The sequence below is a fragment of the Fusibacter sp. JL298sf-3 genome (genome assembly GCF_053842995.1).
Map to the genome: position 1 here is coordinate 706,133 of NZ_CM132608.1, position 22,982 is coordinate 729,114.

General features: G+C 43.7%; 27 protein-coding genes, 1 tRNA gene and 1 pseudogene. 7 read left to right on the forward strand and 22 right to left on the reverse strand.

Annotation, left to right across the window (positions count from 1 at the left end; translation table 11 throughout):
- Window positions 1-109: 109 nt before the first annotated feature.
- The 10 genes from ACR6HW_RS03355 to ACR6HW_RS03400 all read right to left on the reverse strand — a co-directional run bounded on the left by ACR6HW_RS03355 (window position 110) and on the right by ACR6HW_RS03400 (window position 7,792).
- On the reverse strand, window positions 110-910 hold the full coding sequence (locus ACR6HW_RS03355; RefSeq protein ID WP_455729758.1) for an alpha/beta fold hydrolase: 801 nt from the start codon (window positions 908-910) through the stop codon (window positions 110-112).
- Between the two features lie 89 nt (window positions 911-999).
- Window positions 1,000-1,329 (reverse strand): MGMT family protein, encoded by a 330-nt coding sequence (locus ACR6HW_RS03360; protein ID WP_455729759.1) that lies wholly within the window; start codon window positions 1,327-1,329, stop codon window positions 1,000-1,002.
- A complete protein-coding gene (locus ACR6HW_RS03365) occupies window positions 1,326-2,702 on the reverse strand; it encodes a sensor histidine kinase (protein ID WP_455729760.1) in 1,377 nt (458 codons plus the stop codon). The genes ACR6HW_RS03360 and ACR6HW_RS03365 overlap by 4 nt, the downstream gene beginning before the upstream one ends.
- Window positions 2,680-3,375: a response regulator transcription factor gene (locus ACR6HW_RS03370; protein ID WP_455729761.1), complete on the reverse strand. Its 696-nt coding sequence runs from the start codon at window positions 3,373-3,375 to the stop codon at window positions 2,680-2,682. The genes ACR6HW_RS03365 and ACR6HW_RS03370 overlap by 23 nt, the downstream gene beginning before the upstream one ends.
- Window positions 3,376-3,453: 78 nt before the next feature.
- On the reverse strand, window positions 3,454-4,077 hold the full coding sequence (locus ACR6HW_RS03375) for a ferritin-like domain-containing protein (RefSeq protein WP_455729762.1): 624 nt from the start codon (window positions 4,075-4,077) through the stop codon (window positions 3,454-3,456).
- A 342-nt stretch (window positions 4,078-4,419) separates the two neighbouring features.
- Entirely contained in the window at window positions 4,420-5,199 is a 780-nt protein-coding gene (locus ACR6HW_RS03380) for a ferredoxin--NADP reductase (protein ID WP_455729763.1), read from the reverse strand.
- Between the two features lie 37 nt (window positions 5,200-5,236).
- Entirely contained in the window at window positions 5,237-5,695 is a 459-nt protein-coding gene (locus tag ACR6HW_RS03385; protein ID WP_455729764.1) for an NUDIX hydrolase, read from the reverse strand.
- Window positions 5,689-6,387 carry a DUF4111 domain-containing protein gene (locus tag ACR6HW_RS03390; RefSeq protein WP_455729765.1) on the reverse strand — a complete coding sequence of 233 codons (699 nt, stop codon included), beginning with the start codon at window positions 6,385-6,387 and terminating at the stop codon, window positions 5,689-5,691. The genes ACR6HW_RS03385 and ACR6HW_RS03390 overlap by 7 nt, the downstream gene beginning before the upstream one ends.
- A 44-nt stretch (window positions 6,388-6,431) precedes the next feature.
- Window positions 6,432-6,809, reverse strand: a complete 378-nt coding sequence (locus ACR6HW_RS03395) for a VOC family protein (RefSeq protein WP_455729766.1) — start codon at window positions 6,807-6,809, stop codon at window positions 6,432-6,434.
- 53 nt (window positions 6,810-6,862) lie between these two features.
- Window positions 6,863-7,792: a helix-turn-helix transcriptional regulator gene (locus ACR6HW_RS03400; protein ID WP_455729767.1), complete on the reverse strand. Its 930-nt coding sequence runs from the start codon at window positions 7,790-7,792 to the stop codon at window positions 6,863-6,865.
- A 90-nt stretch (window positions 7,793-7,882) separates the two neighbouring features.
- Between ACR6HW_RS03400 and ACR6HW_RS03405 the strand changes: the two genes are divergently transcribed.
- Complete coding sequence (locus ACR6HW_RS03405; RefSeq protein WP_455729768.1) at window positions 7,883-8,509, forward strand: Type 1 glutamine amidotransferase-like domain-containing protein; 627 nt, start codon at window positions 7,883-7,885, stop codon at window positions 8,507-8,509.
- Between the two features lie 106 nt (window positions 8,510-8,615).
- Here ACR6HW_RS03405 and ACR6HW_RS03410 read toward each other — a convergent pair whose 3' ends face one another.
- The gene (locus tag ACR6HW_RS03410; protein ID WP_455729769.1) at window positions 8,616-8,804 is read right to left on the reverse strand and encodes a hypothetical protein; all 189 of its coding nucleotides are present in this window, start codon (window positions 8,802-8,804) and stop codon (window positions 8,616-8,618) included.
- Window positions 8,805-8,898: 94 nt separating this feature from the next.
- Window positions 8,899-9,456 (reverse strand): shikimate kinase, encoded by a 558-nt coding sequence (locus tag ACR6HW_RS03415; RefSeq protein WP_455729770.1) that lies wholly within the window; start codon window positions 9,454-9,456, stop codon window positions 8,899-8,901.
- A gap of 562 nt (window positions 9,457-10,018) precedes the next feature.
- Between ACR6HW_RS03415 and ACR6HW_RS03420 the strand changes: the two genes are divergently transcribed.
- Together ACR6HW_RS03420 and ACR6HW_RS03425 are read left to right on the forward strand one after the other, a co-directional pair.
- Entirely contained in the window at window positions 10,019-10,525 is a 507-nt protein-coding gene (locus ACR6HW_RS03420; RefSeq protein ID WP_455729771.1) for an RNA polymerase sigma factor, read from the forward strand.
- Window positions 10,522-11,376 (forward strand): RsiV family protein, encoded by an 855-nt coding sequence (locus ACR6HW_RS03425; RefSeq protein ID WP_455729772.1) that lies wholly within the window; start codon window positions 10,522-10,524, stop codon window positions 11,374-11,376. The genes ACR6HW_RS03420 and ACR6HW_RS03425 overlap by 4 nt, the downstream gene beginning before the upstream one ends.
- Before the next feature lie 89 nt (window positions 11,377-11,465).
- Here the strand turns inward: ACR6HW_RS03425 and ACR6HW_RS03430 are convergent, their stop codons facing one another.
- The 3 genes and pseudogenes from ACR6HW_RS03430 to ACR6HW_RS03440 all read right to left on the reverse strand — a co-directional run bounded on the left by ACR6HW_RS03430 (window position 11,466) and on the right by ACR6HW_RS03440 (window position 13,956).
- Complete coding sequence (locus ACR6HW_RS03430) at window positions 11,466-12,176, reverse strand: L-2-amino-thiazoline-4-carboxylic acid hydrolase (protein WP_455729773.1); 711 nt, start codon at window positions 12,174-12,176, stop codon at window positions 11,466-11,468.
- A gap of 180 nt (window positions 12,177-12,356) precedes the next feature.
- Window positions 12,357-13,307: a helix-turn-helix domain-containing protein gene (locus ACR6HW_RS03435; RefSeq protein WP_455729774.1), complete on the reverse strand. Its 951-nt coding sequence runs from the start codon at window positions 13,305-13,307 to the stop codon at window positions 12,357-12,359.
- Between the two features lie 67 nt (window positions 13,308-13,374).
- Window positions 13,375-13,956, reverse strand: a pseudogene (locus tag ACR6HW_RS03440) (histidine phosphatase family protein).
- 851 nt (window positions 13,957-14,807) lie between these two features.
- Between ACR6HW_RS03440 and ACR6HW_RS03445 the strand changes: the two are divergent.
- Together ACR6HW_RS03445 and ACR6HW_RS03450 are read left to right on the forward strand one after the other, a co-directional pair.
- The gene (locus ACR6HW_RS03445) at window positions 14,808-16,037 is read left to right on the forward strand and encodes an IS256 family transposase (RefSeq protein ID WP_455729775.1); all 1,230 of its coding nucleotides are present in this window, start codon (window positions 14,808-14,810) and stop codon (window positions 16,035-16,037) included.
- A gap of 81 nt (window positions 16,038-16,118) precedes the next feature.
- The gene (locus ACR6HW_RS03450; RefSeq protein ID WP_455729776.1) at window positions 16,119-17,099 is read left to right on the forward strand and encodes a DUF4238 domain-containing protein; all 981 of its coding nucleotides are present in this window, start codon (window positions 16,119-16,121) and stop codon (window positions 17,097-17,099) included.
- Window positions 17,100-17,565: 466 nt separating this feature from the next.
- Here ACR6HW_RS03450 and ACR6HW_RS03455 read toward each other — a convergent pair whose 3' ends face one another.
- Together ACR6HW_RS03455 and ACR6HW_RS03460 are read right to left on the reverse strand one after the other, a co-directional pair.
- Window positions 17,566-17,790: a GrpB family protein gene (locus ACR6HW_RS03455; protein ID WP_455729777.1), complete on the reverse strand. Its 225-nt coding sequence runs from the start codon at window positions 17,788-17,790 to the stop codon at window positions 17,566-17,568.
- A gap of 416 nt (window positions 17,791-18,206) precedes the next feature.
- Window positions 18,207-18,788: a GNAT family N-acetyltransferase gene (locus ACR6HW_RS03460; protein WP_455729778.1), complete on the reverse strand. Its 582-nt coding sequence runs from the start codon at window positions 18,786-18,788 to the stop codon at window positions 18,207-18,209.
- Window positions 18,789-19,083: 295 nt separating this feature from the next.
- Between ACR6HW_RS03460 and ACR6HW_RS03465 the strand changes: the two genes are divergently transcribed.
- Both ACR6HW_RS03465 and ACR6HW_RS03470 read left to right on the forward strand, forming a co-directional pair.
- A complete protein-coding gene (locus tag ACR6HW_RS03465; RefSeq protein WP_455730854.1) occupies window positions 19,084-19,185 on the forward strand; it encodes a transposase in 102 nt (33 codons plus the stop codon).
- A gap of 8 nt (window positions 19,186-19,193) precedes the next feature.
- Window positions 19,194-19,457: a transposase gene (locus ACR6HW_RS03470; RefSeq protein ID WP_455730855.1), complete on the forward strand. Its 264-nt coding sequence runs from the start codon at window positions 19,194-19,196 to the stop codon at window positions 19,455-19,457.
- Between the two features lie 264 nt (window positions 19,458-19,721).
- Here the strand turns inward: ACR6HW_RS03470 and ACR6HW_RS03475 are convergent, their stop codons facing one another.
- From ACR6HW_RS03475 to ACR6HW_RS03495, 5 genes are all read right to left on the reverse strand, one after another.
- Window positions 19,722-19,928, reverse strand: a complete 207-nt coding sequence (locus tag ACR6HW_RS03475; protein WP_455729779.1) for a helix-turn-helix domain-containing protein — start codon at window positions 19,926-19,928, stop codon at window positions 19,722-19,724.
- Window positions 19,929-20,003: 75 nt separating this feature from the next.
- A complete protein-coding gene (locus ACR6HW_RS03480) occupies window positions 20,004-20,585 on the reverse strand; it encodes a histidine phosphatase family protein (protein ID WP_455730856.1) in 582 nt (193 codons plus the stop codon).
- Window positions 20,586-20,687: 102 nt separating this feature from the next.
- Window positions 20,688-20,774 (reverse strand) — tRNA-Leu (locus ACR6HW_RS03485).
- Between the two features lie 130 nt (window positions 20,775-20,904).
- A complete protein-coding gene (locus ACR6HW_RS03490; RefSeq protein WP_455730857.1) occupies window positions 20,905-21,768 on the reverse strand; it encodes a tRNA 2-thiocytidine biosynthesis TtcA family protein in 864 nt (287 codons plus the stop codon).
- Window positions 21,769-22,428: 660 nt separating this feature from the next.
- The gene (locus ACR6HW_RS03495) at window positions 22,429-22,977 is read right to left on the reverse strand and encodes a BMC domain-containing protein (RefSeq protein ID WP_455729780.1); all 549 of its coding nucleotides are present in this window, start codon (window positions 22,975-22,977) and stop codon (window positions 22,429-22,431) included.
- Between the last annotated feature and the right edge of the window lie 5 nt (window positions 22,978-22,982).

Here is a 22,982-nt window from a genome sequence, read left to right on the forward strand (position 1 = left end):
CCTGCCTCCTAAAGAGTGGGACACCTAGGACAACGCTCCAGTTGTCATAAAAAACATTTCGCACAGGGGCCGATATTTCGGGCCAAACGCAAACGAGACACGACACGCGTTATTTTTTTAGTACCACTTCCAAGTGGCGATTGTAAAAATCCGGTTTTTCCATATTTAAAATATGTCCGCCGGCAGAAACTGTTTGCATCGTCAGCATCGGCGCCTCCAAATCCTTCAAACAGCTATCCAAAGCTTTTTCAATACCGGTATCTCCCGGTGCACGAATAATGGTAACCGGCACCACTGTCGTCGTGAGCACGCCTGTGTAGTCGTAGGCGCCGAGAAGCTGATGCGACGCCACCACCGCTTCCGGTGCCGTCATCACCATCATATCGTAGAGCTGCGCTCTAAAGGCTTTGTCCTTAGTCGTTCCCGCCGCCGCTAACTTTATGTACGCTTTAAATCCAAAGACTTTGATGATGGCTCTGTCCGCCCATTTGACAAATTTGAGCGTCATCTTCGACATTTTCAGCGCCGGCGTGGTACCGTTTGTCACCAAGTGAACCACGTCTACAACGCCTCTTTTGAGCACTTCATAGCCGATAACACCGCCCATGGAATTGCCCACCCACACGACGCGCGTAACGCCAAGTGCCTCTAAAAGCGCCGTAGCTGTATCGGCATACGCTTCAATCCGATACGCCTCTGGTGCTTCGCCGCGACTCGCCTCCCCATGCCCTTGAAGCGAGAAGGCCACGACGCGATAGTCTTGCTTAAAATGCGCCACTTGTGCTGTCCACTGACGCACATTGCCCCCTAGACCATGTGCAAATACCAGCGTCGGACGATTATCGCTGCCGATGCCTTCGTCGACGTATTCAATTGAGTAACCGTTTACAGTACACTTTAAAAGGGTCATAGCCGCCTCCTCACTTATACAATCCGCTCGAATGACCATGTGGTCACTGAGGTAATTATACCATAGGTGGCCTCACTTTTAAATGGCTTTTACTCACTTTTAACGGAACCGAAGCTATAGGTACTCAAATCCACCTTGCCACAAATGACGACAACGCCTTCGCTTTCAAGCCGCGCCACCTGCTCTTCAGCACCATAACCGCCTAGGGCAATGCGCCCCTGTTTGTTAATGACGCGGTGCCAAGGCAGCGCTTCTTTTTGAGAAAGACTCGACAAAATGCGGGAAACCTGCCGAGCACCACGGGGGTACCCGGCTCTCAGCGCCACATTGCCGTAGGTGTCTACACGACCTTTTGGGATTTCTCTAATAGCGGCTATAATGCGCTGCGTCTGTTCTGTATACATCGTCTTTCCTTTCACAAACTGTATTGTTTTAATTTTACATGAAAACCCACGCCGTCTGCAACATTTTTTACAGAAAGGGCGCCTCCGTGCTTTTCCACGATGTCTTTGGCGATGGCGAGGCCGAGACCGGTGCCCGTCATTTTGCCGGCGCCCTTGTAGAAGCTGTCGAAAAGATTGGGCAAATCCGAAGCTGGAACAGGTGCGCCATCGTTATAAACGCTGAACTGCACCCATTCGCCAGCTGCCCTTACCGAAACGACGATTCGGCTAACGGCAAACTCCAAGGCGTTGTTGAGCAGATTCTTGAGCACTTGCGCCATTCGAAAGCCGTCCACGTCGCAAAACAGTTCTGCCTCAGAAGTCTCGAACTCGAAGCTCACGCCTTTCTGAGCACACAGCCGTTCATAGGGTTTGGCGTTATCGCGCACCAGTGCCACCAAGTCGAGGCGCTCAAGGGACAGCTCCCCTTGCGTCTCTTCAAAACGGGCGTAGTCTAGCAGCTCTTGAAGCAACACGGTGGTCTGCTGAGTCTCCTCGTAAAGTTTGGCCACATAACTTTCGCGCTCTGCCTCGTCGCGGTACATGCCGTCGTAAATCAACTCCGTGTACCCTTTGATAATTGCCATCGGCGTTTTCAGCTCGTGCGTCGCCTGTGCGAGAAAGCGCTTTTTCCGGCTTTCAAGTGCCTTGGTGCGTTCAAGCTCGCGCTCTAGCATGACGATGTTGTCGAGCAACTCCGTGTACAGAACGTTAAGCGACGCGTTGAGCTCGCCGAGTTCGTCACGATGCGGCGTCACCCGCGCGGGTTGTGCCGTCTTCTTTTGCATGTCTTTTGCCAGAGTGTTCAACGCCTTAATCGGTGACGTCAGCCGTCGAGACAGCACTGTCGCCATAAAGAGTCCCACCAAAAGGCTCGCTGCCAGCGGCACCCACATAAACCGAGACATGACCCCGGCGGCGTCTTTAAGCGATTGAATGCTCACTTCGTACACCAACGTCTCATCCCCCAGCCGCATGCCGAAAGTGTACACTTCAATGCCCAGCTTGTTGACATAGCGGTAGTGCGTATAGTTGCCGTCGAGCTCAAAAGAACTGTTCCGTTGCATCCGCCCCATGCCGTTCCCGTGCATCGATCCCTGCTCCGTGACCCAGTACACATCGCCACCCATTTGACTTTGAAGCGCGTACACCGCCTGCGCCAGTTCTTCTTCTGAAGCCCTGTCGTACTCTGCCGTAATCGCGTCGGTATAGCCGATGATTTTGTCCAGCTGGTAGTCGGTATAGTAAGCCGGCAGCACAAAGCGTATCCCCAGTGCAACAATCCCGTTGACCAATAAAATTAATAAGCTGACGAATAGGAGAATTCTATTGCCGATTGATTGACGCATTCGCGTTCACCTCCCACTTGTAGCCATAGCCCCTAACTGTGACAATGCAGGCGCCGCAGCCTTCGAGCTTTTGTCTCAACCGCTTCACATGGGTGTCCACCGTACGGCTGTCGCCATCGTAATCAAAGCCCCACACTTCGTCCAAAAGCTGTTGTCTCGACAAGGCAATGTGGACATTGTCCACAAAATAAAGCAGTAAATCGTATTCCAGTCCCGTCAAAGTAAGTGTCTTCCCACCAACAGCTACACTTCTCAACGTGGGATCTATTGTCAAAAGGCCACTGGTCACCATTGGGCGTTGGGAGGGCATGTGATGCCTCAACTGAATCTTAACCCGCGCAATAAGCTCTTTGGCGCTGAACGGTTTGGTCACGTAGTCGTCTGCACCGAGGTCGAAGCCGTGGAGTTTCTCGCCCTCTTCTCCGAGGGCCGTCAACATAATAGCCGGTGTTTCCGTTTCCGATTTTAGGGCCTTGAGAACCGACCAGCCTTCGCCGTCGGGCAGCATAATGTCCAAAATGGCCACGTGGTAAGTTTGATACGCTAAAAAATCCAGCCCTTCTTCCACAGTGCCCGCCACATCGACTTCATACCCTTCACGCTGTAAGTACCGAAGGACGATGTCCTGAAGTTTTAAATCATCTTCTACAAACAACACTTTAATCGCATACATCTCACACCTCACCTCGTCACTGCAAAAAGAGATGCTGAGCATCTCTTTAAATCTTCTGTGTCTATTATAGTATATCCCCTAATCTTCGTCCATTAAGCAACCGCCGAATCCGCTGTACGAACGGTCGTTTCTCATGTGACCATAGCCGTCGTCAGCGCGGTTGCCTCTGCCTCGTCCTCTTCCCATGCCCATGCCCATGATACCGGTTGAAAGATTACCATTTTGAGCATTATTAAAAGCGTTTAAGTGGTGTTCAGAAGCGTTGGTCAAGGCTTTGAAAATGCGCTCCACATCGTCGTCCAAATCGCTGCTTAAGAATGTTTTGTACATCTCGATATTGTCGATTTCAGCTTGTACACCAATGGCATACGCCTCTTCAAGTGTCTCCGGCAAAACGACTTCTGCGGAAGCATCAAACGTCGGAACCTCTAAACCGTACGCATCGTAAAGCCATGTTACCGCTTCAAGGTGTCTCGCCTCCGCTCTGATAATCTGTGTAAACGGTCTGACCTCGCCAAACTTTTCAATTAAAGCGTCGTACTCTGCCAGTGCTTTGGCTTCGTCTTCATAAGCGTACTGCAACATTTCCTCCAATGTATAGACACCGCCGTCATCGACATTTTCTGCACCTGTGTCTGCAAAGACAAACGATGCACTTGCAATTAGTCCCAGTGATAACACCATTGATAATAATTTTTTCATTTTTCTTTCCTCCTCATCTTTTTTTATAGTCTCATTATGCACCCCCTTTGTGACAGCTTTGTGACAAAAAACGCCTTTATTCAATTTTTTTAAGTGCACTTATTTCTGCCCCTCTAATTTACCTTCATCGTACGAAAAAGCAGACCCCTTGGAAGCTATTTTAGGCTTGGTTTTCATGCATTTTGGCGCGCTGTTCAACATCGACAGCCTCATTACAAGATACGAAGACTACTATATAAAAAAAATAGATTTCAGTGAGTAGCTCTTTCAAAGAGTCTGCACACTGAAATCTAATCACATCTTTACGCCCTCTATAAGGACACAAACCGATGGGGTCTCGCACTAATAAGCTTCAATGGAAGTAATGAGGTTCGCGCCACAGCCACAACCACCGGTGCTGCTACAACCGCAACTGCCCCCTGCCGCAGGGCCGTCAGTTACAATAGCGGAATCGTCGAAACCGACACTTTTTAAATACTGAATCGTATCGCCGACAAACGCATCGCTTCCAACCACATATATATAAGGTGTTACTTCATTGGCTGTCAGCAACTGCTGAACTTCGTAATCGAGGCGACCGTAAAATTGCGAGCGATTTTCCGTATAGTGCGATGCGAAGGTCTCCATCCCTTCGGCGATATCGCAAAACTCCTCGCCGTAGATGGCGCCGGTTCTGTCCACGTTGATTTGCATCAAGCTCGGAATCCCCGTCTGATCCGCCTCAAAACGCTTGACCAAAGCGCGTACTGCTGCAATGCCCACACCGTTGGACAGCAAAACAATTGGGCGGTCTTCGCGAATTAATCTAAAGTGACCGGAAGGCGGCGTCACTTCTAGGCAATCACCTATGCCAAGCCGTCTCAACGACTCCTTGTACGCACTGCGTTCCGATTTAATACGTGTCGTAAACCGAATAATCGATTCTTCAGGCAATGTGGCGTAAGAAAATTTCTTTCCGACTTCACGTGCCCCAATTTTGACAAAGACTTTTGAACTGTCGCCCTCAAACCACTTGAGCGGCGTGTCGCTGACGAAGTCAAAGCTGACCGTTTCCGGATTGTGGCGTTCAATGGCCGAAAGTTTTAAGAGGTGTCGCGTTTCTGAATTACATGCACAACTCATGGTGTTCTCCTTCTATATAAATGATATTAATTCTCATTTAAGAAGTATACCACGCGCCTTCCGTCGCGTCAACCGATTCTCTCATAACCGCTTGTACTTTTGGCAACAGATGCGGTTGAATTTCAGGGTACGTCCATTGATTGGGCAATGTTTTGGTCATTACCACCGATTCGATTTCCATTGGCGGGAGCTCACCGAAGGTCTCGATCTCCGCGTAGTAGAGCATGCCGAAACTGGGCTCACTGCCATCGCCTTGACTTACCGAATAAGCGCAGATGGCGGTTAACCGATACGTCAAAGCACCGGTCTCCTCCCACAGCTCGCGACGCGCCGTTTCCTCAATGCACTCGCCGGGCTCTCTCCTGCCGCCCGGCCACTCGTAAGTCGTCCGCGCCTTGTGCTTGCAAAAGACCCACGCGCCCCTATGTCTGGCGACAATAACGGCAAACTTCAGACGGGCATCGTCAAATGTGTCGTGAAATGCCACTGTTAACATACATCCCCTCCAATCTCTTTAAGTACCATCGTGCAAAATCTCTTTAAAAGCGCTGTATCCACCTGCATCTCCCCCCTGTTTTCATAGGCGTCTAAAGCGGCTTGTACCACAGGGCTGTCCATCTGTTCAAGCACCCATAACGCGCCTTCTGATTTCGACAGTACCGCCTCTATCGCTTTGTAAGCCCACAAACGGCATAGGTTCAAGACAGTGTATACAGGTGTCTTCTGAACGCTTTCAAGGGCGTCTGCACTGTCCGCCATTAAACTGTCCCAAAAAGCCTCTCTGGGCACCGGACCAAAAACCGCTTCAATCGGCGCCCCATAGAGGACGATACCACGGTGTCGAATCACTGTAAAATGCGCCGCCAAATCTCTGTCTGTGCCATGCATCTCCTCGCAAAATTCCTCGAGGTCTTCTCGACAGCGTTCCAAATGCAGCTGCGAAAAATGCAGTTCAAAAGGCGTCGGGTACAAAAATCTCTGACAAGCCGCCAGTTGTACGACACTCATTTCAAACCCCTTTGCCGGCGAGTCGGGCACTTCCAACAAGATGCGTATCATCGCCTTCTTTTCTCTGAGTGAAAGCCCCCCGCGCACCACCACTACAAAGTCGACATCACTTACACGGGGGTTAAAACAGCCAAAAGCCAAAGAACCGTGTACATAAATGCCCACCAACTGCGTACCCAAAAGCCTCCAATATGCGCTTTTAATTCTCTCTAAAGCGCGCACGACTAAGCCCTCTGCTCAAATAAGCACCAACGTACGCCAAAGCGATCGATTAACGCCGCCATACAGTCGCTGTAGAAGGTCGGACCAAGGGGATGCTCAAGTGTCGCCCCCTCTTTCAGCACATCGTACGCACGCTCAATTTTCGCTCTGTCACCCGTTTTAAAATGGAGACAGAACTGCATGGTATTGCCCGAGACGGCATTGGGCGCCGCTTGTTCAGAAAGGGCGAGAATCTGCCCGTACACATCTAGTTCGGCGTGCAGGTAACCCCCGTCGTCGTGTAAATGGGCGTTTTTCACCTGTGTATCAAACGCCTTTTCGTAATAGGCGACAGCCGCCGCACTGTCTTTTACATAAACTTGCATCATTGATCTCAACATTGTCTTCTCCTTTATAGGGGGGCATTGCCCCGATGCCCTAGCAGTCATCGACCTTACAACGCTTCATAATGCGCATTTACCGCCCTAGACGCCGCGACAATTAAATCCTTGAGCGCCTCGGGGTATACAGCGCGCACAGAAGTGCCGTACGCCAAAAAGTATGCGGCTATAAAACCGCTTTCCTCTAAGTTGTAATAACCGGTGATTCGATACCGACACGCGTGGCGATTAATCGCCATCGAAGGGTAGTGTTCCCTATAGAAACGATCCGCGCCCTTCTCGTCGACTTCGACACAAAACGCAACAGCCTCCGGCGAACGATGCGGCGTGTCCGCTGCTTCCGGGGCTATTGCCTTAAATTGGGCTGTCGACTCGACAGAAAGCACCTTATCGCACCGGTAGGTCTTTTTCTTTTCCGCCACAAAATCATAGGCTTCCGTATACCACTGCCCATGCGCCGCTTTTATCTTCAGAAACTGTACACTGTAATGCTTGACAGAGGCGCCCTTTTGGTACGCAATGTCGCAAGGCGTCGCCGTTAATGCATACTCTAAAATGGCTTTCAAATGCGTACTGGAACTGGCGTGTACAGGGGCATTCATGGCCACAACCGCTTCCAAAGTTCTCAACTTCTGAACCGTCGGTCCCAACAGGCAATCTTCAAACTTTTCTTTAAGTTGCGCCAGTTCAAAATCAAATGGCGTCGACTGATAGGCGGTCAGAGACTGCATAGCAAAGTACAGCGCATACACTTCCTCAGTGTGAAACACAATGGGCGACAGCAATCTGTTCGGCAATATCCCGTAATAGCCGTTGCGTCCCACTTGCGAATAAATCGGCATGCCGATGGCTTCAAGCGATTGGATATCTCTAAGCGCCGTGCTCCTAGAAATCTCGTATTTGCTCATAAGGTCCTTCAAACCGAATCGACTTTTGTCACTTAAATAGCGCATCATATCGTTAAGGCGTTCTGTTTTTTTCATAAGTTCTCCCTTTATCACTTTAAAGGTATCATATTTTGATACCTTTTTCCAGTATACTGATGGTACACCTATGAAGAGAGGAGTTTTAAAATGAAACTTTTTTTAAGCGCTTATTTTGCCGAAGTGGCCTCGCTACTACCAAAGTTCACCCCCTGTAGAGGGCTCTCCGTGGCCTTTATTCCCAATGCCTGCGATATGGAAAGCATCACCTTCTACAAAGATGCCGATATAAAGGCACTGGAGGCTCTCGGCATGTCCGTAACACAACTCGATATTTCAAAGACGCCCTATTCAGTTGTCAAAACTGCCCTCGAGGCACACGACGTCGTCTTTGTAGAAGGTGGCAACACCTTTTATTTGTTACAAGTCCTTAGACACAGCGGCGTCGATCAGTTGCTTGTCGACCACATCCGAAAAGGGAAACTCTACATCGGCAGTTCAGCAGGTTCAATGATTCTTTCGCCAACCGTTGCCTACGCCGTTCCCATGGACGACCCCTCTTTCGGATCGGCGCTCAACGGCGATTTCACCGCACTTGACATCGTGCCGTTCAGCATCGTCCCCCATTTCGGCAACCCGCCATTTGTCGAATCCACACAAAAAATTTTAGACCTCTACAGCCGTCAATACGACTTGCGCCCACTTGGCAACCACCAAGCTGTAGTCGTCGACGAAGAAGGTGAACGCTTGATGGTCGATGAAAAGCCCCATAAATAACGCACAAACGCCATGCAAAAGGCCATCGATTGGCGCTTTGCACGGCGTTTGCCTTAAGTATCATCGGTGTAAAATAAGTTGTTGAAACGCATAAGACTCACTGCCTTTAGCGCCAACCGTACTTAATAACGAAGTAAATCACATACAGCCAGCTGAAGATACCGTGTAAAATAGCCCATCCAATGGACTGCCACGTCACGTAGCTGATAACGATTGCCAGTGCACTACCGAAACTAACCCCCGATTTCACCGTCTTTTTAATGACCGATACATTTCTTCTTTCGTAATCCATCATCTGTGCTCCTTTGTTTTAATAAAATAGTGATTCTTATACAGCTTATACCCCAAAAAAGCGCTTACAAAAACGTACAGATATAAATTCTACCGATTTAAAGGTCAAAATGTACTTGTATTTGACGTGCAACCTCTTGTGGCGTCAATACTGAGTTGTCAATTCTCAAATAGTTTTCAAACTCGATTTCGCCCTCGTAACTTTCACATCGATAGGTTCTGTCATCATTGAGCAGTCGTTCAGTAGAAGCTGTAAGGTCCCTCTTCGACGCTTTGTTTTTCAATCGGTTCTCTGTTGCATTTCGCTCGAGACGCACTGCTTTTGAAGCCACAAGTTCTACATAATAAAACGTCGTCTCAGGGGTTTTTTCTCTAAAAATCGACTTGACCCGTTCCACATACGCCCAGTCAGACGGTTCGTCAAACGCCCACATATACGTAAAAATCATCCCTTTGTTTTGTGAGGCAGCAAACGCTTCAAAAATAACTTCCCGCAATCGTGCAATTGTCTGCCCCTCAAAACGACCGAAGATTTCGATTACCGGTTCAATGGTCATGTGGTTATGAAACAACCTCAAATCAGTGATTTTCATCAGTTCTTGCCCCACCGTCATTTTACCCACAGCGGCGTTGCCTATCAGAAATACAAATTTCACCCCTACCTCCTTACACCTTGCGTCCCACTGTCAACCGTTCATACAACTTGAACCCGTATAAGCCGTATGCTTCCAAACCGAGAGAAACAGTGTCTATGTACTGAAAACCACATCTTTCATAAAGCCGAATGGCAGGCGTATTGTGCTCTTAAACGTCTAAACGCATAGAGTACCAATAACGAGCGCCTCTCCGCGCATCACCACATATAGGTATCCTTCCGCCACGCCTACCACTGCTTCTTGTCGCGTTGAGTATACCCCTTTTTTCCACCCGGGATAATTAACCGTCGCCTCCTCCCTGTGCGTCTCCCCCTTGCACTTCTTTATTGTACCATTCTAGTAAACGTAAAACTATAACAAGATTCCAGTTGTGCCACTCACCGTCTTTTAAAAAAGGGCCCTTGTCTTTGAACTTTTGAGAAAGCTCCCTCGTCTTACTAGTATACTGCATCACTTGCATTGAACTAAAAAATTACTCTTAAAGCAAGCGAAACAGGACACTCGTGTATAAGCATGCATGCTAAGAAACTATTGAAAGACGCAACGATTGGAGGCATAATGATTGGACAACTGTAAAAACCATAAGTTAAAACTTTTAGAAACCCATATAATTGAAGAAAAAGAAAATCACTACCGATTTATTTACGGCTATGTTAGAAACCCCGACGATGCTTTGGATGTACTCCAAGACAGCATTGTCAAAGCAATTCAAAAAGTACAGCTCCTCAAAGATGAAAATGCTATCAAATCATGGTTTTATCAAATTATGTCGCGTACAGCACTGGATTTCATTAAAAAGAAAAAGTGCATGCCTTCAGAACCCTCAATCATTGAAGAAAATTTGTCTGCCCACGAAGACCAATACGAAGATTTTGACTTGCAAAAAGCGCTGGCCAACCTACCGTACGAATACCGCGTTATCGTCCATTTGAGATTCTTTGAAATGTTTAAGCTCGACGAAATCGCAAGCATTCTAAATCTCAACGTCAACACCGTAAAAAGCAGACTGTACGCCGCGTTAAGGAAACTGAAAGTTGAACTGGACCTAGAGGAAGGATGGTTATTATGAATACTGTAAACAATCTGAAGGAAGAAATGATGAAAGTGACAATTCCCCAAAACTTAGATGCCTCTGTCAACGATGCGTTGTCTAAAGGCAAGCGCCTCTTACTTTTCAAAAAATTAAAGAGAAGCTGCGTCAGCGTTGCGGCCTCATTGGCCTTATTGTTCGGTCTTACTAACGTGACCCCGGTAATCAGCAACGCTACCGGCGAACTTCCGTTAGTCGGGCAGTTTATCAAAGTCATCACCATTAAAAACTGGTACGCCCAAGAAGAAAATGCCACAATCAGCCTAAACGTACCCCAGTTAAAAGGCATTGGCAACGACACACTGGAAGCCGAGCTCAACGCCAAGTATTCAAAAGAATACGAAACCCTCTTCAACGACTTCTCCAAAGAGCTGCCAGAACTAAAACTCGCCGATGCGCACAAGAGCATCGACGCCCGCTTTTCCGTCGTCACCGATACAGAACGCGTCTTTTCTCTAGCGCGCTCAATGACGACAGTTCAGGCATCCGGCTCCTCCACAGTCACTTACGATACAGTCGATCCAAAGCTTGGCAAGTTGATTCAGTTAGAAGATTTGTTTACCGATGACAGCTATCTAGAAGTCATAAGCGACAACATCAAAAAACAGATGCAAGCACACATGCGCGATGATGCTTCAAAAGTGTATTTTGTAGACGACTTTAAGGGCATCACCAAAGACCAATCTTTCTATATTACCAAAGACGGCCAACTCAAAATATCGTTCGACGAGTACACCGTTGCTCCAGGTTATATGGGCATTGTCGAATTTGAAATCCCTTACGAAACTCTAAAAGATTCCCTCGTCAATCAAACGTACATTCACGATTAACAAGTGCACCTCACTGTAAAAACAGCCTGTTGCAACGAGATTCAAGTTGCAACAGGCTGTTTTTGCAGTACTGAAAGGCCCCCTTCTTACTATTTTTTATCAAGTCGCTCAAACTTGGTATGACAACAAGAACCCCCTTCTGCCATATTGCACTTCCTGCTGAAAGCAGCCCCTATTGTCGGACATATCTTCGGAAATAAGACCTCATCACCATAACAATTTGATATACAGGCTTCCTTGGGTCCAATTTGCTTCATGTATTCGTATATCGCACAATAGGTAATGTCAAATTCTAGGCAGTTATCGGTATTTTCAAGTATGACGTAATCGTGAACACCCGCTTTTTTACCTATTCGAAACATTTCAAGAATATACGCTTTAAAGGCTATAAACGCGTCACCACAGGCATAAAAATCCTCAGCATTCGGCAGTTCTGTCATAGCAGATAGATACGCAGTTGCATCGGTTATTTCCTTCATGATTTCCATAGCTTTCTCCTTGTCTGTCACCTTAGCTAAAGCACAGAACATTGCTATTTTTCGAGAAAAAGACTTCTGCAGCATTTCGATGGTTTCATTTTTTATGGGTCCCTTTACCGGAAACGGTATGCGACTGATGCGCTTTTGCTCTTTTCGCAAATTCACAAACAAGGTGAGCATCTTAGGCACGCCAATTCGCTTACGTATAATCGAGAGCGCCGTTCGTTTTGCCTCTTTTGTAACTTTAGGGTGGTTTTTCGATATCTTTTGGAACATGACATTCATTTCACCCCCATAGTTCTTCAAGTCTCTGATCTCCATTACAACCTATTCTCCTTTCTCAATTATTTAGTTAGTTGCCGCCTTATTGCTTTTTCGCTTAATCACAATAAAAAAGCCTGCAATCAGCTTTAACTAACTACAGACTTATTCTACGCTTCAATTATTTTTGCCGCTACTCCGTTTCTACAAATAAAACTCCAAAACTGCCGTATCCCAAACTTAATCTACTTTATTTAATTTACGATAAGTCAAAGGAGCGATTTTATATCTCGATTTAAAAGCGCTTGAAAACTTGCTCGGATTTTCCCAGCCCACTTCACCGGCTATTTCCGTTACGGTCCTATCGGTTTGTAACAACAGTTGCCGTCCTCTCAAAAGCCTCAATTCTTTCAAGTAAGAAAAAGCTGTCTGACCGGCGTACGCCATAAAGCACTGATTCAACTGACGCACTGTTAGCCCCATCTCTTCGGCCAATGCCTGTATGGTAATGGCCGAAGACATATGATACTCCATATACGTTATTGCTCTCTCGAAACACTGATAATCCGTTGAATGCACCCGTCTATCCGCCCTCGAGCACTTTAAACTGTTATTGCCGATAAGCACCAACTCCATCGCTTTTACCAATAGATACTCTTTGTCGTACCCATATGGATTTTCTGCAATACTCAAAAATACAGACCTGAGATGATGATCACCAAAAGCTAGAAACAGCTTCTCTTGCTTTTCTAAATTCTCTCGAAATTGGTGTACTGTAATAAGCTTGCGGCTCAGAAATTTACCAATTCCCCTATCTGCCAAATCAACATCCATCATTAAGCTAATCCCTTTGAGATGCCCTTTTTTCGCGATTACTTTTTCCGGACAGGTGTTAAAATCATAAATTCCAATCATATTCTCCTTTAAACACACAACCCCTGAGCCGTACGTCATCTCAACATGGCCACTTAAACAGTAAAAAATTTCTATTAAACGACTCTTCTCAAAACCACTAATGCTCTGATCTTCTTTTACATAATAATCGTAGAACAGCATCTCGAGTCCCAGCTCTAGCTCGCATCTTATAATCGTACCGCTCATATGCGTCTGTTCCAAAAAATACGCCGTTACCCCATTGTCTGATTTTATCTGCTGGGTGTGCTGATTCAAAAATCTTTGATGTACATTCATGATTGCCTCTCGTTCACTTGTTTGTCTGCCGTCCTAAACCCTTCTCGATTGATTGCATGTATTTGCGCTAGTCGTTTAACACGTCCCCGAGCACATCCACATACTTGATAACCGGTTTTGAAGGTGCTTCAAAAACAAACTTGACAATCCATGGACACAGACCTTTGATTTTCACAAAGTCTTCGTAGCCATAAGCGTTATTAAAATAATGAATCACTGTACTCAAGGCCGTGCCATGGCTTCCGATGACGATGTTCTTCCCCCTGTGTCGTTCGAGCACTTCAAATAGCGCTTCTACATTTCTTTTTTGAACGTCACACAGCGCTTCTCCCTCCGGTCGCTTGTAAGTAAAATCCACCCACTACCTTTTGGAAAAGCCGTCAAAATCCTCAATCTACACCTCACCTATTTTTCGCTCTCTAAATGCCTCCACCGTTTCAATTTCAAGATGAAATTGATCGGCAAAATCTTTTACCGTGTCGACCGCTCTTTTGTAAGGACTGGAAAGCACGACATCGATGCTTTTATCTGATAAATACTGAGTGACCAGCGCACAGTCCGCCAGACCTTTTGCCGTCAACTCCCTTTCGCGATCGTTGTGATTCAAGTAATTCGGTTGTGCATGTCTTACAAAATAAACAGTTGTCATCACTTAATCTCTTCTATCAATTTGATGTTGTTTCTAATAGGATACCATATCAATGTTAAAGAAAGTGCATTCACAAGCAAAACTCGATAAAATGTTAGTTGACCAGAAAAGCAAAGAAAGGCGTTTAATTATAAGTACATACTCATTCTATCAGTAAATTACTAAATTGGACAACTCCATCCTCATCGGTAGGTGCAACGCATAGAACATGAAAAAAATAGACCTTACTGTTGAAGATATTCAAGCCCCGCCTAGGGCTTTTATCGATAGGGTACGTTTTCCTAATGTCTTCGAGCCATGTCTGTCGTCAAGTTCTATTTTCTTTTCATTTTTATTGTCTCCTTCTCTTCAATGTAGATTTCCTTTCAAATTAAATATTAATTTTTATTAACAAACGTAAGATATGCCCCCTTTCGTTCGTTCTATATGTAGAGGTGGTACGGATAAATTTCAGCAACATAAAATATTTTTTGTAAATTTTTTGTGAACTGTGTCCCTTTTTAGGCTTCTGGCGACATGTTATTAGTGAGAGGGTTTTCAAATCATTTCGCAAATTTTTGATTGTTTTTACTCGATTTATTTCTCGTCGGTCTGCAAAAAATCGACTGGTGAACGATAAGAGGGAGGGATGCCTATTATTGCTTAAAATAGCTCAATGCACTGCCATCTTCAAAAAATATTTTTATGTCGTTTAGGCCGTAATAACTGTGCATATTTTTAGTTTTTACAACAGCTTAGAGTCCTATCCTTTTAGTCGTGATCGATATTGTAAATTTTGAAAGATGGTGTAAGATATTTTGTGTAAAGTGAAAAATCAGTTATAATTCACTTAGACAAAATGGAGGTCCGAAATGGCAAAAAGAAATCCAGCCCCCAAAGAATTAATGGAATATTTGTTTCAGAACTATGAACTAAAGAACGCATTGGATGTTCAAGAAGCACTAAAAGATATGTTCTCTGAAACGCTTGAAACAATGCTAAATGCAGAACTTGACGAACACCTAGGCTACTCAAAAAGTGAAAATAATATAGAGCATACATCAAATAGGCGTAATGGAAAAAGTGCTAAAACGGTAAAAAGCCAATTAGGACAATTTGATCTAAATATCCCAAGAGATTGTGAAGCTTCTTTTGAGCCCCAGGTGGTTCAAAAACATCAAAAGGATATTTCAGGGATAGAAGAGAAAATCCTTTCAATGTATGCAAAAGGCCAATCACAGCGTGATATTTCAGCAACGATTGAGGATATCTATGGCTTTGAAGTCAGCCATGAAACAGTTTCAAAGGTGACCGATAAAATCGTTCCATTAGTACAAGAGTTTAGAAATAGGCCTTTAAAGAAATTCTACCCTTTTGTATTCGTAGACGCTATGTATACGCCGGTTAAAACAGCCTCCGGTACAGGGCAAAAGGCGCTGTACAACATCATTGGCATTGACATAGATGGCAAGAAAGACGTACTTGGGTTTTGGCTTTCAGAAGAAGAAAGCAGCCGCCATTGGCTTCAAATCCTTGAGGAAATAAAACAACGTGGCGTTGAAGATATCTTGTTTATCTCTCTAGATGGTCTAACAGGGCTTGAAAAGGCTATCAAAGGCGTTTTCCCCAATACCATAACACAAAGATGCATTGTTCATCTTATGCGCAATTCTACACGTTATATCGCACGAAAAAAATGGTCTGAATTCGCTAAAGATATAAAGGCCGTTTATAAAGCAGTGAGCTTAGATGAAGCAATAATGCTGTTTGAAGCATTTGAGGTAAAATGGTCAGAATCCGTAGCAGCAGTGGCTGTTTGGCGTAACAATTGGGACGCTGTAAAGCGCTTATTTGAGTACCCTAGTGAGATAAGAAAAATTATATACACCACCAATACGATTGAAAGTTATCATAATCAGCTTAGAAAAGTTACAGATCGCAAAGGTGCTTTTCCTAATGAAATCGCTCTATACAAGTTGGTTTACTTAAGAACCATGGATATAAAGCAATCGTGGACTCGTCCTGTCCAAAATTGGGGTCAAGTCATGAATCAATTAGAGATTCTTTTTTCTGACAGAATCGCTGCTCACTTAAAATTTTAAATCAAACTTTACACAAAATTCTTGACAGGTTCGTGCAATAGTCTATAATTATTATATACATATTTAGGAAGGAAACCATTTATGGCAGAATATAAATTTCAACACTATGTTCCGAGAACTTATCTTGAAGCATGGGAGAATGATAGACAAAAAGTACATGTGTTCATGAAAGACCCAAATAGAGATTTTTATAAGTCAACTGATGAAGTGCTAGGTCAAAACGATTTTTATACATTGACACCAAGTAACATTCTAATTTTAACAGATGATGATAGACAAGAAATTTTTGGTGACTTGCGGAATTATAATATATCGGTAGAAGATAAGAAACTTGATAATCTTTTTGATGTTTCAATGAATTACTATAGATTTGATGAATGGGATATTGAATCCAAAGATGGTTCTGAGTTTTCAAAAAAGGATATTAAAGCAGAAATTGAGAGAAAAAGAATTCTTGATATTGAAAAAGGTTGGCATGATATTGAAGGTGAATGGAATCGCCTTCGTGATGAAGTAATTGAAACAATGAATAATAAGTCACATAATTTATCTTTGGATGATAAGTGCAAACTGGTGACTTTTATAACTACTCAGAAATCAAGAAATGTTAACAAAAAAAATGAAATAAGAGAAGATATTGATTCGAATTTTGGATTTCTTAAAGAAAATATGACAGATGAAGAGTATGAAGAAATCTTTGGTGAACAAGCTTCAGCTTATTTCTTGAAGTTGATTAGAACTTATCAAAAGGGTGATGAGGAGTCTTTAGTTCTTAAAGAAGAAGAACAGATGAGAAATCTACATATGGTTTTCTATAGAACTATTGGAAATAAAAAATTCCTAACTTCTGATAATCCAGCGTTTGTAATAATCGATAAGACATTTTATAAAGGTAGATATGATGGTCTGTATTTTCCTATTACGCCTAATTTACTTCTTGCACTACACAGGGGAGAAACTCTTAGTTACACCAGAAGAGATATGCCTGAAAATATGATAAGGCGTGTAAACAAACGAATAAAAGAAAATGCAACAAGGTTTTATATAAAGCATGATGTATAGTTTAAAAGCTATGCATCTTTTTTTATTTAATAAATGGAGTCCGAATCAAAAGCATCTATTATGTGATGAAAGGACTCCATACTGACTGATGAAAAATCTATAGGATAATAAAATGTTGTCTTAAAGCATGAAAACTTACACCATAAATGATGCAATAAATATGTCGTTAGTGTATAATGATGTTAATTTGATAATTTCTTGTTAAAGGGGGCGTGATTATTGAGTTTAGAATACTTCGTAAATGACCGATACTCTATATTGAGTATCTTAAAAGAGAATCAAGTTAAGATTAAAAATGAGGAGTATGTTCCTCTTAGTCAACAGGGAAATTATAGTCCCTGAACAAAATTTGATTAAACCAATTAGTATCATGATGTTCAACAACATGTAGATTAAATGTTCTCTCTCCATTTATCAACTTTGTATAAAAGTATCTTTTACTCTTTCCTAAACTTCCTTTAAATATTTATCCATAATCTATCAATATGTCAATATACTTTTCACCTGTACTAAACGTCTCTAATCCAATCACAATATCTATTATTGGTTTAGCATCAACACTTCTAATTGATGTACTTCCGACGTGTTGAATGTCAATTAAATCCATCTTAAATATACTCCTTAATGCTAAAGCTTCATCTTCATACATTTTTCTCCAATTAGGATTATGCTTCTTTAATTTAACTTTCATATTATAATTGATCATAACTTCACCTACTTTTTATCAATACACATTATCAGATATCACCTAACGTGTGCGAAATTCCGTCGTTGGTAAGGTATGCAGCTTGCTGATGGTTTTACCAATGATGGAAACTTGATGATAGGTGATGTGACAAGCCTCTAATACCCATAGGTAAGCTCCTTCCAATATGCACCCAATTAAGCATGTCACATAGCGGTCTTCGGTTTACGACGCAAGGAGCTTACAAGGTCTGCTCATGGTTGTGAGGCTTTAGCCGAACACCTAATACAGGCCTGACTCGGTTAGCGATCGCAGTGTTGGAAATCGTATGTTATGTGACGTTAATATCGTTAACTCACCAATCCACTTAACCTTAGCAAAGATGCTTATTTCTATATCTTCATTCTAAACTAATGATTGAATTACAGCATAAATCTCATTATAATTTTATCCTTACTTCTACCCACCTCAATGAAACCCGCTTTCTCATATAATCTTCTTGGACCTGTGAAATCAAATATTGAATCATCTCGTACTGTGACATAACCTTCTACTGCATCATAGCCATTATCTTTAGCATCAGTACATATTCGTTCAATAAACGATAATGCTATACCTTTACTTCTATATTCAGGTGCAACTTCAAAGCAAACTATTGAAATCGTCTTACCACATGAAATCTCTCTGGCATACTCTGGTACAAATGATTCATACGAATCCATATCTGCTACGTTACACCACGCAATGGATAGTGAGTCGTCAAACGCTAGATATCCACTTATCTTCTCATCATTCAACATATCGACTGCATATCGTCGTATAGTACCTTTTATGTCATCACCAAACTCACTAACCATTTTCTTTTCGACATCTTTGGTCATATTTGGGGAAGTACAGTAACATGGACCATTTGGATTGTTGTCAGAAAAGGCTCTATTATCAAAAAAGTCTAGATATTCTTGATTCAATTCTCTACTTAGCGGTTTAATCTCGTACTTTATCATGTCTCCTCCATATAATCTATCAGCTTTATTAGTATCTCTGAAACAGTTCTATACACTAGATATTAATGTCACATAACTACATAACTACAGCAATGCGCAAATGCAACACACAGTGGCTGTAGCTACGCATTGTGTCCATTCCTCCATTAGCAATCTTGGTTACCTAGTAAAACATATCATAATCTCTATAAAAGTATTGTAACATATGTAGCTCGATTTCATACAACATCAGGTCAATGAAATTGAGTCAGAAATTGATGAGTTACTTAATTTAATCAACTCACCTATAACAACTATTCCTGGTGTTGGAAATGTAACAGCAGCTGTAATTCTTGGCGAGTTGGGTGATGTGTCTAGGTTCACTTCTCCTTCAAAGTTGGTGGCTTACGCCGGATAGATGCAACTATATCACAATCTGGTGACTTTCAAAGTACAAATAACAGAATGTCCAAGAGAGGATTACCATACCTTCGTAGGGCAATTTTCACATCAGCACAAATTGCTGCATTCAATGACCTAGTATTCTCAGCGTATTACCAAAAGAAACGTTCTGAAGGTAAACATCATCTTGTTGCAGTTGGTGCACTAGCTCGTAAAATGTGTAACGTTATCCATTATATTTTGAAGAATAATGCACCCTATAAAGTTATGGAAAATAACAATCAATAACCCTTCTTTCATCTATAAGAGGTCTTTTTGTTGTGCATTTTTATCCATCAGTAATTTACAGATAAATGATGAGTTTATACTTGACTTTTAATAGTTAGTCTTTCTCAATTATTTAGTTAGTTGCCGCCTTATTGCTTTTTCGCTTGATCACAATAAAAAAGCCTGCAATCAGCTTTAACTAACTACAGACTTATTCTACGCTTCAATTATTTTTGCCGCTACTCCGTTTCTACAAAAAAACTCCAAAACTGCCGTATCCCAAGCTTAATCTACTTTATTTAACTTACGATAAGTCAAAGGAGAGATTTTATATCTCGATTTAAAAGCGCTTGAAAACTTGCTCGGATTTTCCCAGCCCACTTCACCGGCTATTTCCGTTACGGTCCTATCAGTTTGTAACAACAGTTGCCATCCTCTCAAAAGCCTCAATTCTTTCAAGTAAGAAAAAGCTGTCTGACCGGCGTACGCCATAAAGCACTATTGCCTCTCGTTCACTTGTTTGTCTGCCGCCCTTAACCCCTTCTCGATTGATTGCATGTATTTGCGCTAGTCGTTTAACACGTCCCCGAGCACATCCACATACTCGATAACCGGTTTTGAAGGTGCTTCAAAAACAAACTTGACAATCCACGGACACAGACCTTTGATTTTCACAAAGTCTTCGTAGCCATAAGCGTTATTAAAATAATGAATCACTGTACTCAAGGCCGTACCATGGCTTCCGATGACGATGTTCTTCCCCCTGTGTCGTTCGAGCACTTCAAATAGCGCTTCTACATTTCTTTTTTGAACGTCACACAGCGCTTCTCCCTCCGGTCGCTTGTAAGTAAAATCCACCCACTGCCTTTTGGAAAAGCCGTCAAAATCCTCAATCCACACCTCACCTATTTTTCGCTCTCTAAAAGCCTCCACCGTTTCAATTTCAAGATGAAATTGATCGGCAAAATCTTTTACCGTGTCGACAGCTCTTTTGTAAGGACTGGAAAGCACGACATCGATGCTTTTATCTGATAAATACTGAGTGACCAGCGCACAGTCCGCCAGACCTTTTGCCGTCAACTCCCTTTCGCGATCGTTGTGATTCAAGTAATTCGGTTGTGCATGTCTTACAAAATAAACAGTTGTCATCACTTAATCCCTTCTATCAATTTGATGTTGTTTCTAATAGGATACCATGGAAAATACAAAAAAGTCATGCACAAGTTTTCTCCTTGTACATGACTTCGTAAATGGTGCAGGTAACAGGACTTGAACCTGCACGAGGTCGCCCTCACTAGAACCTGAATCTAGCGCGTCTGCCTATTCCGCCATACCTGCATTACTATTCTATTATAATTCTTTTTAAAAAAAATGCAAGCCCCATTTTTTCAACAGCATTACAAGATTAGAGGGACAGACTGCGTCCTTCAAGCCGTTGTCCCCTCTCATCTACACCGCACTTGGCGGTCTATTCAAAATAGTCGTCTAGAAACGACGCTTTCTCGCCGTCTTTCGTCCACCCCACGACACAGTTCATCTGAACATTGTGTGCCGACTGCAAAATGCACTTGTCCACATCGGGATGCGTCTCCTTCATCTTGGCAATCAGTTCTTTCATTTCTCTGCGTTTGCTCGACGTCTTCTTCGCCGCCACCACACAACCGCAATTCATCGGTGAAAGTCCCGTACTTTGTATAAAGCGCTTGATGCCCTCTTCTCTCACATAATACAGCGGTCTAATAAGTTCGAGCCCTTCATAATTGTCCGAACGCAATCTCGGCATCATCGTCTTGGTCATCCCCGCGTAAAAAATGTTCATCAGCTGCGTTTCGATGACATCGTCAAAGTGATGCCCAAGCGCCAGTTTATTGCAACCGAGCTCCTGAGCTTTGGCGTAAAGGGTACCGCGACGCATTTTGGCACACAGATAGCATGGGTAGTCGTTTGAAATTTTGTCCACCACTTTGAAAATTTCCGATTCAAAATAGGTGACGGGAATCTCAAGATGTTTGCAATTGGACAGTAAGAGGGTTTTGTTGCTCTCGTGATACCCCGGATCCATGGCAATGTATTCGATGTCAAACTTTACTTTGCCGTGGCGCTGCAGTTCTTGCATCATTTTACAAAGCAATAGGCTGTCTTTGCCACCGGATACGCCAATAGCTATCTTATCGCCTTCCTCAACCAGTCTAAACTCTTTAACCGCTTTGATAAATTTTGACCACAAGTCTTTTCTATACGTTTTAATAATGCTCCGCTCTATCTCTTTGACGGGTTTTAAGGGCTCAGTGGGAAAAATTATCTCACAACCGCTACCTGCAATGGATTGTATCATCTCAAACTCCTCATCTCATAATTTTTCAGTCGTTTGTGATTATACACCATCACAGGCCAACTGTAAACCCACCAAAGGGGACGGTTCTTTTGTGCACCTACGCTGTATGCCATTGAGCGACAAGCGCTGCAATACTTTAGGTTGAAGCGATTGGGTCTGTCACCTCGCTCCTACAATAATCGCCATACGGCAATCGTGAACTTTCACAGTTGTCGCAGTAGACAAACTTTCGCGAGAAGTGCTGGAGACAAGTCGTATCAATAAGACCAACACCCTCCACCTGTAAAATACTAGGCGATTCCGGCACAAAAGAACCGTCCCTTCGTGATGGCGACTCACGTTATAAAACCCCCTCATGCCCATCTGGGGCTTGAGGGGGGTGACGACCTTTGTTGTGCAAAGCGACAAAAGGGGACGGTTCTTTTGTGCACCTACGCTGTATGCCATTGAGCGACAAGCGCTGCAATACTTTAGGTTGAAGCGATTGGGTCTGTCACCTCGCTCCTACAATAATCGCCATACGGCAATCGTGAACTTTCACAGTTGTCGCAGTGGACAAACTTTCGCGAGAAGTGCTGGAGACAAGTCGTATCAATAAGACCAACACCCTCCACCTGTAAAATACTAGGCGATTCCGGCACAAAAGAACCGTCCCCTTTAGCACAGTGCCGACAACAGCGCTTTCTCAGGCGACGCCACCGCTGTGGCACAAAGAATCTCTCCAGTACCGTTATAAGCGCTTTCACCTGCGGCAATAGCCGCTTTAACAGACGCGAGTTCTCCGGTAAACACCAAGAACCCCTTGCCGCCCAGTCCTCTGGCAATACGCACTTCCAGCAGCGAGACTGCCGCCGCTTTACACGCTGTGTCCGCTACTTCAATGGCGCCCAGAGCAGACATGGTCTCCACAACGCCTATCGCTCCATTCAATGCCACGCCGGTACTTCCCGAAAGCGCCGGTATCACATCTCGGTGAAGATTCGACAAGGCGATGGCTTCCACCAAGAAGATCCCACCTAGGCGTTCGCCGACTTTTACGGCATTTTGAACTGCGGCAATTTCGCCGGTAATCAGGCCGATGTACTTGCCGGGGCAGATAGGCGTCGCCGTCACCAATGTCACATGTGACGATTTGAGGACTTCGTCCATAACGGCGATGCCTTTGGCAATGCTTTTAAACTCCAATAATCCAATGGCTGTCTTCATATAAC